This is a genomic window from Shinella lacus (assembly GCF_010994755.1).
Classification (GTDB): Bacteria; Pseudomonadota; Alphaproteobacteria; order Rhizobiales; family Rhizobiaceae; genus Shinella; species Shinella lacus.
In genome coordinates this window covers 222,976-237,746 of sequence record NZ_WHSB02000008.1, presented here as the reverse complement: position 1 = coordinate 237,746, position 14,771 = coordinate 222,976, and the positions used below count along the sequence as shown (strand labels likewise).

The following is a 14,771-nucleotide window of genomic DNA, read 5'->3' as shown; positions in this document are numbered from 1 at the left end:
CCACATGCGTCCGCGGACAGCGCGGACAGCACAGTTAGCCGCATCAGGCATGCAAGATGCAAATTGTCGCGGGTATACCAAGCGTTGGCAGGCGCTCCCTGTGCAAACAAGCGCAGGCTAAGTGGAGCTTCGTCACAGCATACGGGCTGCGCGACCGCTACGCCGCGTTGCGTTGTTGTAGTAACTGGATGCCTGCTGCACGGAGCGGTGACGCGACTGCTCCATGGCTTCGGGGAGGGGGATGCCGCGATTGGCGGCCTCAGTCAGATAGCCGGACCGCAGCCCGTGCGCCGAAAACTCCCCCGGCTCCAACCCAGCCATCTCAACCCGCTGTTTTAAAATCGCATTGACCGACTGCGGATCGAGCGCTCGCCTCGACACCGTGCCCCAACGCCCAATCCCCCGAAACACACTGCCGCTCTCGATCTTGGCCGCCGCGATCCAGTCGTTCAGCGCATCCACCGGCCGACCGGTAAGATAGACGACATCATCCTGCTCGCCATTGGTCGTCTTGGTACGGCCGAGATGGATAGCGAGAGAGGGGAGGGGAGGGCCGTCGGCCACTTCGATCGGCGCCTCGACGCTCAGCTGTTCAATCCGAAGCCCGGCAATCTCGCTGCGCCGGCGGCCGCCGGAAGCAAAGGCCACCATCAGGATAGCCCGGTCCCGCACATCGCGCAGGCTTTCGGTCGAGCTTGTCGCCAGCAGTTTGGCCAGCACATCGCCGGTGACCGCCTTGGGGCTCTTCCGGTTTCTCTTGCGTGGCACGGCGCGCACGGCGAGACGAATTGCGGATTTGATGGGAGGGGAGGTGAAGGCGGCATCGAGGCCGCGCCACTTCGTCAGCGTTGACCAGTTGGCCAGCCGACGGCGCACCGTCGCCGGTGCATGCGGGCCGGTCGATTTCAGAAAATTTTGGCCGCGCAAGTTGTCGGCGACGTCGGCCGGCATGCCGTGATCGGGATCGGTGGCCCGCTTTTGCGGATCCCACAGATGCTGCGCAACGAACTTTAAGAGCAGGGCCTCGGGCGCCGGCCAGGGCAGCGATCGTTTTGTTGCCGCCAGTGCCCAGGCTTCGATATAGGCAAGATCGGAGGTGATGGCACGAAGCGTGTTGGCGCCCATTCCCTCGTTGACGAGATGACGCAGCGTTTCGATATCGGCGTCGGTCAGCAGCTCGGCCAGCTCATCGCGCCGGTCGATCGGCAGGACCGAGGCGATCGTGTCGAGCTCGACGGCACGACGTTCGACGCCGGCCAGACTCGCGCCTGGCTTTTTCGCGGTTACCATCACGCCGGGATGTTTTCCGGGCGCCAGCGGGCGATGATCTGTTCGATCTCGCCGCGGTATTCGGTCGGATAGAAAAGTTCCTCCTCACGCGCCAGCCATGTAAAAATCGTCACCATGTCTTCGGCGATGTCGAGGTCGACATTGGACAGGTCGGTCAGGTCGAAGCCGCCATTGTCGGCGGCATTCCACCAGGCGAGCAGGAAACTGGCGGCGCGCCGACTCTGGCCGGTATCGCTATTGGCAACATTGAGCAGCTTTTCGAGTGCGAAGCGGACGCGATCTTCCATGGAAAAAGGCCTTTGCGGAGCGTGGATTCACCCAGATTCGGTGGATTCGCGGCCTCTGTCAATCTACCATCGATAAGAGGTTGTTATCGATGGTTAGAGCCTCTTCCAGCATTCATACCATGTGGCGAACTGCAATACTCATATAGAGTTCCTTTAGCAAATCCTTTACCATACTTTCAATGGCTTACGATCTCGCGAAAATCAGCATGAGCGCCCTCATGCGACCGGCTTTCGACGCCGGCATCGCCCTGACCCGTCTCGACGAGCGGATCGCCCGTTCGCCGGTCGGCCGGGGATGGATCGAACGCACGCATTTCACCGACGCCTGTGCGTCGCTGTGGATCGACGGCGAACTCGTTCACCTGGAAGACCTCGTCCTCCATGACGCGACAAAGGATATTCGCACACCGACCCATGAGCTAACAATCGCCCGCGACGTGCTGCGAACTCGCCGGCGCATCGCGACCCAACTCCCCGGCTGGGCATTGTCGGCAGACGGCGTCCGCACTCTCAGAAAAACCGCAGAGATTACGTCGGCCGACACGGAAGAGGCGCAGGCGTTCGGTGCCACCCGGCGCGCCGTCGCGGACGATCGGGAAGGGGAGGGGGACGACGTCGGCGACATCGAAAACCTTCCTGGCGTCGACTATGCCGCCATCGACGCGGTTCTGGCCCGATCGGAGGCGGCAATCGAGAATGCAACACGGCCCGGCCGTGGCGGCGGCCAAGAGAAAGATCCGATGATCTACGACCTCGACTGGGACGAGGATGCCCGGCTGGAAGAATGGCGGGGCGTGCTGCGCCAGGCAGAAAGCTTGCCGGCGGTGCTTCAGGCGATCGTCGCCCTCGATGCCTGGAACGAGCTTTCCGTCCTGCAGCACGCGCCCTGGCTTGGCCGGTTGTTGGCGGCGACGATCTTGCGCCAGGCCGACATCACCACCGGTGCCCATCTCGCCGCCATCAATCTCGGCCTCAAAACCATTCCGGTCGATCGGCGCCGGCATCGTGACCGGGAGACCCGGTTGCTTGCCATTGCTCACGGCCTAATCGCGGCCGCCGAGCTCGGTCTAAAGGAGCATGGCAGGCTGGCGCTGGCCCGGACATTGTTTGAACGAAAGCTGGAGGGACGCCGAACGTCTTCAAAATTGCCCGAGCTCGTCGACTTGGTGATGGAGAGGCCATTGGTGTCGGCAAGAATGGTGGCGAAGACGCTCGAGGTGACGCCGCAGGCGGCGCGGCGGATTGTTTTGGAGCTGGGCCTGCGCGAAATGACGGGGAGGGGCAGGTTTCGAGCATGGGGGGTGATATAGGTAAAGGCGTTCGTGGCGGAGGATTTTGGGATGGGGCGTCAGATTCCGAACTCGGTTATCGGTGCAACCGCATCGGTCATCGGACAGCATTATTACAGGCACAGCAAGCTCGACACGCTCTTCATGGAAAGCGGGGCACCAGGTGAGCCGCCAGCCGGCAATTGCGAATCGAAGTGCGCTTCATGGCTTAGAAGATGTAACGAAGATCAGGGCGTCGACGCCTTGGACGTCCTCGGCGAGGTAATCCAGGATTTCATGGAGCTTGAACCGTATAACGGGGATGTCGAGAAGGGGCAGCAGCGAATTCGCGATGCTTTGGCGAAAAACAGCCTCTCGTACCAGACGAATGGACGTATTGCCCTTGCGGGAAGTGCGCCGGTTGCTGTGGGATTGAGCGATCTCCTAAAGCGCGGCGATTTCGCGTCGGTGGAGCGCGAATTCGAGCGCGCCTATCAGCAGCTGGTCGGCGATCCACACGCCGCGATTACGGCGGCGTGTGCGATCATCGAAGCCCTTTGCAAAACCTTTATCGAGACGTTTGCGCTGGAGCTGCCCTCGAAAATGACGGTCGTGGCTCTGTGGCGAACGGTGCAGGTCCATCTCGGCCTGAACCCCGACGCAACGCTTGCTGAAGATCAGAGAAAGATGCTGCAGGGATTGGCATCGGTTGTCGATGGCGTCGGCGCCTACCGGACACATATCGGTTCTGCGCACGGAAGAGGGATAGCACCTCCGAAGATATCGGTCTCGGAAGCTCGTCTTGCGGTCACTGCGGCACATACCCTTGTGACCTTTATCATGGAGATCTGGCACGACACTGAACGCCAATAAAGGGGACAGGCGGGGCGTGCCTCGGCCCCGCGGAGAGGCCGGCCGCCATCGATCGAACGTTGACGGCCGACCGAGGGTCCCGGCAGGCTTTGACTGCTCACGGCGACGCGCCGGTCGCGTAGAAACCACAAAGACTGTGATTGACAGCCTGTCGGCCTGTCTGCTTGGTGTTGAGCAAGCACGGGGACATCGATGTCGACAATCACGCTCAAGGCCAAGCATGACCATCTCGAGAAGGTGGCCAGCACACGCGACCCGGTCAAGGCCATCGCAGAATTTGTCTGGAACGCTTTGGACGCGGACGCGACAAGTGTTTCCGTCGATTTCCCGCGAAATCCGCTTGACGGCGTCCAGTCCATTGTAATTAGCGACAATGGGCTTGGAATCCCAAGAGATCGGGCCGAGCATGATTTCGAAAGCCTGGGTGAATCCTGGAAACGCCAGGCACGGCAAACCAAGGTTCATTCGCGGGCCATCCATGGGAAAGAAGGCCAAGGCCGTCTGAAGTTCTTCTCGCTGGCCCAAAAGGCGAACTGGAGCACGGTTTATGAAAGCGACGGCAAGCGGTTGTCGCTGTCGATCTCTGTTGACGCCGACAAGCTGCATACGGGGACAGTGTCGGAGCCTATCGAAGTGTCGGCGACAGAGACCGGCACTGTCGTCGAGCTCACAAATCTCAAGGAAGGCTTCGAATGGCTGACTGGCGAGCAAGCCCGGGCCGATTTCAACGCGACCTTTGCACCCTACGTGCTTCAATATCCAGACTTGGAGATCCGCTACGACGGCATCCCGGTCGATCCCAAGGCGTCGATCGAGCGATCGCATGACTTCAAGACCAAGTCCGTTGTCGGCGCGACGCGCGTCATCAGCGACCTTTCGCTCAAGGTGATCGAATGGAAGTCGAAGGTTTCCATCCGGCGTATTCATTTCGGCGGAGAAACTGGGGTTGTCCTGGGGACGCTTCCGGCGAACATCACGGCGCCGGACTACTCATTTTCGGTGTACGCCTATTCGCCTTTCTTTCAGGAGATCGCCAACGCCAACCTGCTTGAACTTGACGGTCTCGGTGATCCTGACTTCACCCGCGTCGTCGACTATATCCGAGATGAGGTCGGCGATTACTTCCGGGACCGCGAGGCCGAAAAATCAAGCGAACTGATCCAGTCGTTGAAGGAAGCAGGCGTCTATCCTTATGAGGGCGACCCAAAGGATGAGATCGAGCGCCGTGAACGACAAGTGTTCGATATCGCCACCCACGCCGTCCAGTCCTATTCGCGTGACTTCAAGAAAGCCGAAAATGCGCTCAAGAAGATAACCTTGGGTCTTCTGAAGGAAGCACTGGCGCACAATCCGGAATCGGTGACGCGCATCCTGCGGGCGGTGTTCAACCTTCCAAAGAGCAAACAGGACGACTTTTCAGAGCTTCTGGACCGGACGCAGCTCTCACATATCATTTCGGCATCGAGCCTGATTGCCGAGCGTGTCGTTACCCTGCAGGTATTGCGCGAGATGGTCTTTGATCCGAAGCACAGGTCGACCATCAAGGAGCGCGGCGAACTCGATGTTCTGGTCGGCGAGAACACTTGGATCTTCGGCGAGAATTTCCATTTCACGATGCAGGAATCGGGTCTGACGAAAATCATGGCTCGCGTCTCCGAGGAGCTCGGCAAGGCCCGGTCCCGGAAAAGCAAAGGGCGCAAGCCCGATGGTAAGATTGGTCGCATCGATTCTTTCATGGGCAGGATGGTGCCGCATGCCGATCCCGGCCATCGCGATTTTCTTTTGATAGAGTTGAAACGCCCGTCGCTGACAGTCACCCGGAAAGAACTGGATCAGCTTGAGGACTACGTCCAAGCCTTGATCAAACAGCCCGACTTTTCAACGACGTCCACGGCGTGGAATTTTTACCTGGTGACGACGGAGTATGATGACTACGTCAAGGACCGGGTCACGCAGACCGGCAGGCCTGTGGGCCTTTTCCTCGACAAGGAGAACCACAAGGTCTGGGTAAAAACTTGGGCCGAAATCGTGCGAGATTGCGAAGGTCGGCTTAACTTCATTCAGGAGCGCCTGCGCGTCGAGGTTTCTGCCGAAGAAATCGAACAGAAGATCGCGCTTCTGAAGTCGTCCATCGTCAAAGCCGGAAAAGAGAAAGCCGACACCGAAGGCGACCCCGGCGACTGAGGCCGAGGCTGTTTGCTCCGCCGCTATCCCGCCAGACGGGATAAAAAATGGCATCGGACGAGTTGATCGCAAAAGGAAACCTCTGTGAGACGGATCAAAATCGAGAGCCTCCTCCCGGGCGACATCATCCTGACTGCTCGGCCGGGAAAGGGGAGCAAGTTCATTCGCCGGGCGACAAGGGGTGTCGTTTCTCATGCGATGGTCTGTGTTGAGCAGTGATCATTCATCGATTCGACAATGGATGGTGTCCAAGCCCGGAACATCCAGCGCGAGTTTTTTGAAGACGATGAGAAAGTCTCTGCCTTTCGGCTGAAGACCCCTTTGCCCGCTCACGTGATCGCCCAGGTCGCCGATTACGCCAGATCCCAGATTGGGACGCGATATTCGCTACCTGAGGCAGTGGCCTTGGTTACAGGAGGCCCAAAACTTCGCACCAAACGTCTGTTTTGCTCGAGGCTGGTCGCCCGGGCCTATCAGAGCGTCGGTATCCAACTAGTGAGAGACCAAGATTACTGCTCGCCTGAGGGTTTGCGGGTCAGTCCGCTCTTGGTCGAGCTGGCGTTGCAGACGGAGGTTGTATCGCAAGAAGAGATCGAGACGATGGCCCGGCGTCCAAATCCAATCGCGATGACGCATAAGGCCCAGAACGAAGTCCTTGATGTAGCCCGATCGCTCGACCCAACCGTCGAAAGCTTTCAGGATCTCGCCCGGCTGATCAAAGACCATCCCGAATGGGATAGGCACATCGCCGATGTTCTCCAAAGCTCCGGCTATTTGGATCTCTGGCGGTACGAGGTCGAGACGCATCCGTGGCGATACGACCACGCCTTCATGGCGACGATGACAGAACCGGATATCCAGCAGGACCTTCGCGCCTATTGCATCGGAACAGTCCAGGAGGCCTATAGCGGCGGGATTCGTTTTGCGGTGAACCTTGAACACTATAGGCAGATGCACCAGGTCTTGCCGCGGCAGTCGTGGCAATTGCTGATTAGGCTTTACGAGACTTTGGTCAGCAACGATCATTCTCGCCGGGAAGTCGCTCGGGCGTGGTTGGCGGCCGCTCACCCTGTGGATCTCGAATTGCACATGGAGAAAATCGGACCGCATTCCGACATGTGGTTTTCGATCGTGGATCGCGTCGAGCCCCGTCTTGGCGCACTAGCACGCATCATGATCGAGAACGAAAAGAGCGCACTGGTCTGTTCTTCGTGCGGCGATGAACCGATCACGGATTACCGGATCGCAAACGCCGCAGAAGCCATGCCCGGCGTTCCGTCGCTCAGGCTTTGCGAGGACTGTGTGGGAATTCGTCGGGGATTCGGCGAGCGGCTCGAGTCTCTGGGCTGAGCTTTGCTCATTCGGCAGAATTTCAGCCGATGAGCGGGCGCAGCGCGATTCCATGCGACTGGTTGCGAGGCCATTATTTCATGTATAGACCTGCCCTGCGGCCTGCGACCGGTAGGCATGAGAAGACTTTTTCAACTATTTGAGTTACGATTCGCGTTGCCGCGAGTTTAAGTCCAGAACCTTCAGAAACGCGATCGATATGGCCCGAAGCGATCTCCTCATTTCCCTTGTACGCGCCGGTGCGTCCGGCGATCGGGCGATGCTGAAATCCGCAACGGAAGCGCTGGTCGCTGAAGAGCGGGCACAAAACCACCACATCGTCGCCGATCGGCTCGAGCGGGCGCTCTCAACGGTCGCCGTAACACCACCGGCGCTGACTGCCGCCTCCAGTCCGGCAGGTTCGGGTAAAGACACAATACTCGAGCTCGAGCCACGGCTTCAGCTCAACCAGCTGATGCTTCCGCTTCCGGTGGAGCAGGGCGGGCGTCAGCTCATCGAAGAACACACGCGCGCCGACGTCTTACGCGCTCACGGCTATGAGCCGCGCCATCGGGTCCTGCTCTCTGGACCACCAGGCAACGGCAAGACCTCCTTCGCCGAAGCGGTGGCGGAGGCACTCGGGCTGCCGTTTTTCGTTGTCCGTTACGATGCCTTGATAGGAAGCTATTTGGGCGAAACGAATGCCCGTTTGCGGAAGCTCTTCGACTATGTGCGCACGCGCCCGAGCGTTCTCTTCTTCGATGAGTTCGATTCGATCGGCAAGGAACGTGGCGATACCCATGAGACCGGCGAGATCAAACGCGTTGTCTCGTTCCTGCTGATGCAGCTCGACCAGCTGCCCAGCTACGTCGTTGTGATCGCCGCGACCAACCACGCGGAGCTGCTGGACCGGGCAGTCTGGCGGCGCTTCCAGATGCGGCTCGCTTTCCCGGCACCCGACCGGCAGAGGATCGGGGTCTTCCTTGACCGCATTATCTCGCAGTGGCCCGATGCGCCGAAGGCTGCGATGAAATCGATCGCCGCGAAATTGGGTACCGTAAGTTTTGCAGAGGCTTTGGATTTCTGCCAAAACGTGCGAAGACGACAAATATTGGGCTTGGGGGAGCTTTCCATCGACGATGCACTTCGTTCAGAACTGGACCTCTGGGCAACAAGAGTTAGCCCCGAGGTGTTGAATGGCGAGCGATCCGACCAAACCGATACTGAGACTGCATCCGAGCGACCAGCAACCGAGAGTTCCCGGCCGGCCGGCAGTCGTTCGCGGCCCTCAACCAAACTCGACCGCTGACCAGAACCAGCGCTTCGGCCCGCAATTCCAACGCTTGACTGACGTTCTTCAGCGCGATCCGGGCGGCCTCGCGCTGCGCACCGACCCGGCGGCGCTGGCGCCGGAGCGACTCCTGGTGTTTGAGGTCAAGGGCAGCATTGCCGCCTTTGCTCGAGCGATCAACAACGTCCCGGGCCTCGAACTTATCGACGAGGAAGAGCTGCCGGGCGATGACGACAAGGCCCCCGTCGCTTACTTGCTTGTACCGGATTTGCGGGCACTGCGACAGATAGAGTCGCTATGGCGAACCTGGGTGGCGGGCCGAGTGTTGCCACAGGGCTTTACGCCGTGGCGGGACGTCTTTGCCTGTCTTCGCGACCTTCGTGTTTGGGGTCCTGCCGATCGCGTCCAGCGATTGGATGCGGATGTCCTGGCTGAGGAGATCGAAGGGCGGGCGGACGACGAGCTGGTTCCTCTTGAAATCGAACTGGTGTTCCGTGCATCCCCTGAGGCAGGTGCGATCAGTGAAGCAACGGTCGGGGAGGCGATAAGGCAGAGCGGCGGTCGACTTCTCAGTCGTGCCAGACTGGATGACATTGCTTATCACGCCATCCTTGCCGAACTGCCTGTCTTGGCAATTCGGACGATCGTGGAGCGGGCCCCCGGCAGCCTGGCCGGTGTCGAGCCTATCATGCACATTCGCCCGCAGAGTGTCGTCACCGGTATTGACGCCAGCGATCTTTTGCCGGCAGCTCCCGCGCCAGCGCCGGGACCTGTCGCCGCCGCTCCGATTCTTGCGCTTCTCGATGGTGTCCCCGTCGCGGGGCACCCGCTGCTTCAACCGCATTTGAGCGTGGAAGATCATTTCGGGCTAGAGCCCGGCGCGCTTGTGGCGCACCGCTATCATGGTTCGGCCATGGCCTCCCTCATTGTTCACGGGGATCGCAACAGGTCGGAGCGGCCGCTGCCTCGTCAAGTGCACTGCATCCCTGTTCTAGGCGACAACGACCGCTTTCCGCCGGATAGGCTGATCATCGATTTGATCTATCAGGCTGTCATCCGTATGCGCGCGGGCAATCAACCCTCGGCTCCGCATGTCATCATCATCAATATTTCACTCGGAAATGTCCGGCGCCCATTCTACGGCCAGCTGTCGCCTTGGGCGAGACTTCTCGACAGGCTGGCATACCGCTTCGGTATCCTTTTCCTCGTCAGCGCAGGCAATATCACGACACAATTCCCTGTCGCGGCCTTCGCAAACAGGGTCGCGTTCGAGGATGCCAATGCGGATCAGCGCGCCCGAGGCGTGCTCAACGCGGTTGCAGCAGTGGTCGCCGACCGTCGATTGTTGTCCCCGTCCGAAACGATCAATGGGTTGACCATCGGTGCCAGAAACCTGGATTGGGTGCCGACGGCTGAGCGAGCCTCGGCACGCGTTAACGTCAACCCCTATTCCGAGCTCGACATTGCGAACCCGTCCAGCGCCCTGGGGCCCGGCTTCGCAGGCTCCGTTAAGCCGGACATTCTTATGCCGGGCGCACGTGAACACCTCCGCGTCGTCGCCAACGCCGAGAGCATCACGGTCGCGCCGGCGGGCGCAAGTCGAGGAGCGGGCCTCAAAGTTGCCGCGCCGCCACGCCCCGGCCTCGAGAATGCCGAAGGGTTCACAAACGGGACGAGTGCGGCAACGGCACTTGCTTCCCGAACGGCGCACCGCATCCACGATGCTTTGGAAATGGCCTACGGTCAGGAATTTCTGCAGCTGACCAATACCCAGCGAGCCGTCCTCATCAAGGCTCTGCTTGTGCACCCAGCGCGCTGGCCGAATGCGGCGGCCGGCTTGGTCAAAGAGCTACTGGGGCCATTCGGCCAGGGTCAGGCTCCGCGTCAAAAGGACAACATTCGCCGCTTCCTGGGATATGGTGTATTTGACAGCGACGATGCCGTCGCCTGTGCCGCGGACCGCGCCACCTTCTGGTGTGTTGGTTCGCTCGGGCGGGAGCGGAGCGTCGATGTACTGGTACCGATACCGGCGGCCATCGGCGGACAGGCACGTGCCCACTCGGTGTCTGCCACATTGGCCTGGTTTACACCGGTCGTGCCCGGTCGGAAATCCTACCGTGCTGTGAGGATGAAGATCCTCGATCCGGCCGAGATCGCGGGTCTTGGTGTTTCCGCTGATCAATTGCAACCGGATGGGAACCAGACCAATCGCGGGACCGTCTTTATGCGGGTGTGGAGCGGGCAACAAGCCGCGGTCGTCGCCGACGGTATGAGCTTGCGATTGAAAATTCAAAGGGAACCCGATCCGGCCGGCGCCGTTGACGAATTGGTTCCTTTCGGTTTGGCCGTCACACTCGAAATGCCTGGCGAGCTCAGAATTTACGATCAGGTGAGAAATCGCGTTCAACCGCGACCGGCGCAACGAGCCGCTCCATAATTGGGGAGAAGAGACATTATGGTCGAAATACCTTCAAATTTCATTGGCGATTTCAAGGTAGGGGACAACCTCGTTTACAACGCTGGCGTTCTGCGCTCGCTCTGTGACCATAATGGCGACGGCGGCTTGAATAAGCTCGTGGTGGTGCAAGTCGGGGCCATTCTCGAAGCAGCGCTGGGGCAAATCATCTATCGTGCACAGAATTTCAATCGGGAAGGTGTGCCAAACATTGCCGAAGCCGACCGGCAGGAAATCGAAGGCAAAAAGATCGACAAGCTCAACAACATCATCGATGTGATGCGCAAGTACGGTCTGCTCGACGAGCTTGAGGGAGGGATCTATGACGAGCTGCACGCCTTGCGCAAGTTCCGCAACAAGGTCCATATTCAGGATGATAACCAGGATGTTCCGTGCGATGAGGCGGTAGCCTTTACGCCCGCGCGGTGCGCTTGGTCGCTGGGACTTTGCGCGACCGTCCTTGGCTTTTTAAGTCAGAAGTTTCCTCGCCCGGCCGATGTCGCCAAATACGTTAAGCCGCTTCGTATCCCGGACGCCTGAAAGCTGTGATCCGCAAGGGCCGGCTCTTCTAACTGAATGCGGTCCGGTTGCTGAAGCCGGTTACCGCCAAACCTCCAGCTTTGGGCGGCCGTAACGACACTTCGCGCGGCGGGACAGAGGTATGGAACGACAGATCTGATCTAAAACAATTTGCGGAAGCCGATTGGATCGAATGGCTTGAGCACGGCGTCAACGCGCGCCGTTTCCGGAGCTTCGAGCCGTACGAGCGGGCACGGTTTATCGTGGAGGCAGAGGCGCAACCAGTGGCATCTTAGAGGCATCCATGGCGAAAGCTGAATGATCGGCGATGGGGCTACTTATGACAGCGCAAGGAAAGCAATCCCAGGCACTCCATCGCGATCCCGAACGGCACCTCCTTCAAGAAGGTAGCGTATGCGCTTGTCCGAACAGTAGCTTTTCCAACTGATGAAACGGAAAACAACGGGTGCTTTCGGCCCCTTTCGGCCATTCCCCAGAGCAGGTAGTTGCCCTCACAGGGAAATTCGGCGCAAACATAACGACTGAATGACGGGGTCGAAGGTTCATATCCTATCACATCATAAGATCTGATCTTGGCCTTGAGTGTGGTGTCGATCTTTAAAAGACAGCTTCGCAGCAAAGCGCAGAACGACTGCTTTGCGCCTTCATATCGGTCATTCACACCACCGGCTTTGGTTCCTGGGAGCGGTCAGTCTGCTATTCGAGTGGCCGACACCGGAATGCGCCTTCAATTCGGTCGTTCGTGCCGCCACCCGCTGAGCTTCTAACCGCCGTCCCTCCACTTCGCTAGTGTGGTTACGTCCGGAATGCGCGCCCTCTTGCTCTCCACCCTTCCCAAACGTGTCGTCGTCACCTGCGGGGCGCGCGCTTACGGATTAAGCAGCAGCGGACCCGTCCGTCGGTGATCGATCGGGGACGGTGTCAGTGCAGAATGGATAACGACGGCAACCCGGCCTGTCGAAATTGTGAGACTGATATGCCACGCGATGGAAAGGACGATACGGGCAGGAGGCGGCATCGTCGGCCCGGTCGAGAAAACGGAGCACGGACACGAGACGGGTTAGTGACCGATAACCTGCAACCGACTAGCGATATCGTTGATGATCCGGACGACTTCCTTGATCTTCAATCCATTGGTATTCGTTCCTACCGCAGCGATCATCCGCTCAGAAAGTACTACAGCCGGGCGACGCCTTCCCCGGACCAGGGCGGCAGCGTGGGTTCGGTTCCGCCAGTTGTCATGCTGCACGCATGGCTGCCTGTGCCGCCTCCTGAAGAGCACGTTCCAATCGGAGAACGGCCGGCCGCTGCGGACGTCCGACCGGCTGTTCCAAATAGTAGTTTCCTGGGCCGGGCGTCTTCGCGACCAGTGGACATATCCTGAGTCCTAACGATGCGGCGAGGGGACCGCAGACTGGAAGATGACCGATCGCCAGTCCCAGTCCCTGACTCACCATTATGAGCGCCAAAGGAGTCGTGTCGACCACCTCCAGTTTGGTGCTCCGTCCACTCACCGGACCGAAGTTGTGGTTCAGGAGTGCTGTCCATCCCATGGCATGAGAGGCGACGTCGAAGAGACGGAAGGTCAGCAAATCTTCCATGGTCTGCAATGTCTCAAGGTCTTCGTGACGGCACACTACGACATGCGAAAGTCCCATGAGCCACATCGGGTGGCGGACGAGATGGGGCTCCTCGCCGAATCTAATCATGAGATCCGGATCCGCGTTTCGCTGCGCCCCCTCCATCAGAAGGTTGACTCGGATGGATGGATTTTCGATCTCGAAGGCAGCCAGAACCTGCGGGAGCCAGCTCATCGACATCAACTGACTCGCCAGCAGCGTGACCTGCTCGACCCGCTGGCGCCCGAACATCGACTGAGCCTTGCTCTCGATCGATCCAAGTGAGACCTGCACAGTCGGAAGAAAGTCATTTCCATCCGGAGTCAAGGTAACCCGGTTCGCAGTTCGCTCGAACAAGGGGCGGCTGAAGCTGCCGATCAGCTTAGCGGCCCCAACCAGCCGCCCTCGCTTGCCCACGGGTGCTTCTCCCAGGTAAGGGGCGCCAAGAAAACCAAAACAAAAGGGCGTTGGTTCGCATCTCATGACGAGCGGCGAAATTTTTTCTGCAAGCTTGCGTCATCTGCGGTGCCCTGTGCGTCAACTTTTCGAACAATCAGCGGCGCACTTGACAGCACGGCTGTCGGACACCCTACGAGAGCCTACCCAGATGCTAGCGCCACGGCGCGGTCCTAAGGGGACTTCCTGCTCAGCCGCACCCGCCAAGCATGATTCCCGCATTCTCCCGCTCGTTGACCTACTGTTAGCCCGGAGGGCCGGCATTCTTCGCTAGCGTCTGTAGCAACTGGCGCACCTCCTTGCGCTTTTCGGATTTCAGCGTCGCAAAAAACACGTGGGCCGGCGGAAGGTCGATGATTGGCACGAATCTTAGCTCCGGCCAACGATGCTTCTCTGCAACTGTGGAACTGGTAATCGCCATTCCTTTGCCCGCTGCTACAAGTGTCAACATTTCATCTACGGTGCGTGCTGCCGGCCCTACGACATTTGGCAGACGGCCGGAGGGCCTTGGCATGGCAAGCCAGTAGTCTCTATCGAATGCAGCGTCGATGATCGGCTCCCGGTCCATATCGTAAATGCTTATCGAGGGGTAGGACGACAGGTGGTGATCCGCGTTAAAGACCGCCAGGCGTTCCATCGAGAGTAGCCGCACGCCTTCCACGGCGCCGCTTTCGATCTCGCTGCGGGTTTGAAGAAACACCATGGATACGTCTCCGCGTTCGAGCGCGGCCATCTCGCCTCCCCAGCCCACGAATTCCAGAGACACTTCCACACGTGGAAGTTCTTCGGACGCCTTCAAGAGCGCTCTCAGCAGATGATTGGGTGTGCTCGAACCGAACCCCACCCTCAAATAAGTCCGTACGGAGTGCTCGCTCGCCTTCCTTACAACGCGATTGGCATGCTGTAGAAGTTCGCGCGAATCCTCAAGAAAAACGGCGCCTATCTCAGTCAGCACCAATGATCTTGTTGATCCCCTTGGCGCACGCCCCACTAGCTCGACGCCGAGAACGTCCTCTAGTCGCCGTAAGCCCTGGCTGAGTGCCGGCTGGGAAACACCGAGGCGTTCTGCTGCTGCGCTGAAGCTGGCTTGCTCCGCAATTGCCACGAAGTATCTGAGAAGGCGTAGATCGAGATCAGCCATCGGTCTATAGGAGTTCCTCTTATAATCATGCCTTATAT

11 protein-coding genes are annotated in these 14,771 nt (G+C 59.3%); 7 read left to right on the top strand and 4 right to left on the bottom strand.

The window, feature by feature from the left end; translation table 11 throughout:
• Window positions 1–132: 132 nt before the first annotated feature.
• The gene (locus GB927_RS21675; protein ID WP_256119290.1) at window positions 133–1,290 is read right to left on the bottom strand and encodes a site-specific integrase; all 1,158 of its coding nucleotides are present in this window, start codon (window positions 1,288–1,290) and stop codon (window positions 133–135) included.
• Window positions 1,290–1,577: a DUF7673 family protein gene (locus tag GB927_RS21670; RefSeq protein ID WP_256119289.1), complete on the bottom strand. Its 288-nt coding sequence runs from the start codon at window positions 1,575–1,577 to the stop codon at window positions 1,290–1,292. The genes GB927_RS21675 and GB927_RS21670 overlap by 1 nt, the downstream gene beginning before the upstream one ends.
• Window positions 1,578–1,756: 179 nt before the next feature.
• On the opposite strand from GB927_RS21670, the gene GB927_RS21665 reads away from it, so the two are divergent.
• From GB927_RS21665 to GB927_RS21635, 7 genes are all read left to right on the top strand, one after another.
• Window positions 1,757–2,887 carry an RHE_PE00001 family protein gene (locus GB927_RS21665; RefSeq protein WP_256119288.1) on the top strand — a complete coding sequence of 377 codons (1,131 nt, stop codon included), beginning with the start codon at window positions 1,757–1,759 and terminating at the stop codon, window positions 2,885–2,887.
• A gap of 30 nt (window positions 2,888–2,917) precedes the next feature.
• The gene (locus tag GB927_RS21660) at window positions 2,918–3,718 is read left to right on the top strand and encodes an abortive infection family protein (RefSeq protein WP_256119287.1); all 801 of its coding nucleotides are present in this window, start codon (window positions 2,918–2,920) and stop codon (window positions 3,716–3,718) included.
• 192 nt (window positions 3,719–3,910) lie between these two features.
• Entirely contained in the window at window positions 3,911–5,902 is a 1,992-nt protein-coding gene (locus GB927_RS21655) for an ATP-binding protein (RefSeq protein WP_256119286.1), read from the top strand.
• 237 nt (window positions 5,903–6,139) lie between these two features.
• On the top strand, window positions 6,140–7,252 hold the full coding sequence (locus tag GB927_RS21650) for a YiiX/YebB-like N1pC/P60 family cysteine hydrolase (RefSeq protein ID WP_256119285.1): 1,113 nt from the start codon (window positions 6,140–6,142) through the stop codon (window positions 7,250–7,252).
• Between the two features lie 259 nt (window positions 7,253–7,511).
• Complete coding sequence (locus GB927_RS21645; RefSeq protein ID WP_256119284.1) at window positions 7,512–8,540, top strand: AAA family ATPase; 1,029 nt, start codon at window positions 7,512–7,514, stop codon at window positions 8,538–8,540.
• A 34-nt stretch (window positions 8,541–8,574) separates the two neighbouring features.
• Window positions 8,575–10,959 carry a S8 family peptidase gene (locus GB927_RS21640; RefSeq protein WP_256119283.1) on the top strand — a complete coding sequence of 795 codons (2,385 nt, stop codon included), beginning with the start codon at window positions 8,575–8,577 and terminating at the stop codon, window positions 10,957–10,959.
• Window positions 10,960–10,977: 18 nt separating this feature from the next.
• The gene (locus GB927_RS21635) at window positions 10,978–11,517 is read left to right on the top strand and encodes a hypothetical protein (protein WP_256119282.1); all 540 of its coding nucleotides are present in this window, start codon (window positions 10,978–10,980) and stop codon (window positions 11,515–11,517) included.
• Window positions 11,518–12,755: 1,238 nt separating this feature from the next.
• On the opposite strand, the gene GB927_RS21630 is transcribed toward GB927_RS21635, so the two are convergent.
• Complete coding sequence (locus tag GB927_RS21630) at window positions 12,756–13,553, bottom strand: LysR substrate-binding domain-containing protein (RefSeq protein WP_256119281.1); 798 nt, start codon at window positions 13,551–13,553, stop codon at window positions 12,756–12,758.
• A gap of 283 nt (window positions 13,554–13,836) precedes the next feature.
• Window positions 13,837–14,733 (bottom strand): LysR family transcriptional regulator, encoded by an 897-nt coding sequence (locus tag GB927_RS21625; protein WP_256119280.1) that lies wholly within the window; start codon window positions 14,731–14,733, stop codon window positions 13,837–13,839.
• Window positions 14,734–14,771: the final 38 nt, after the last annotated feature.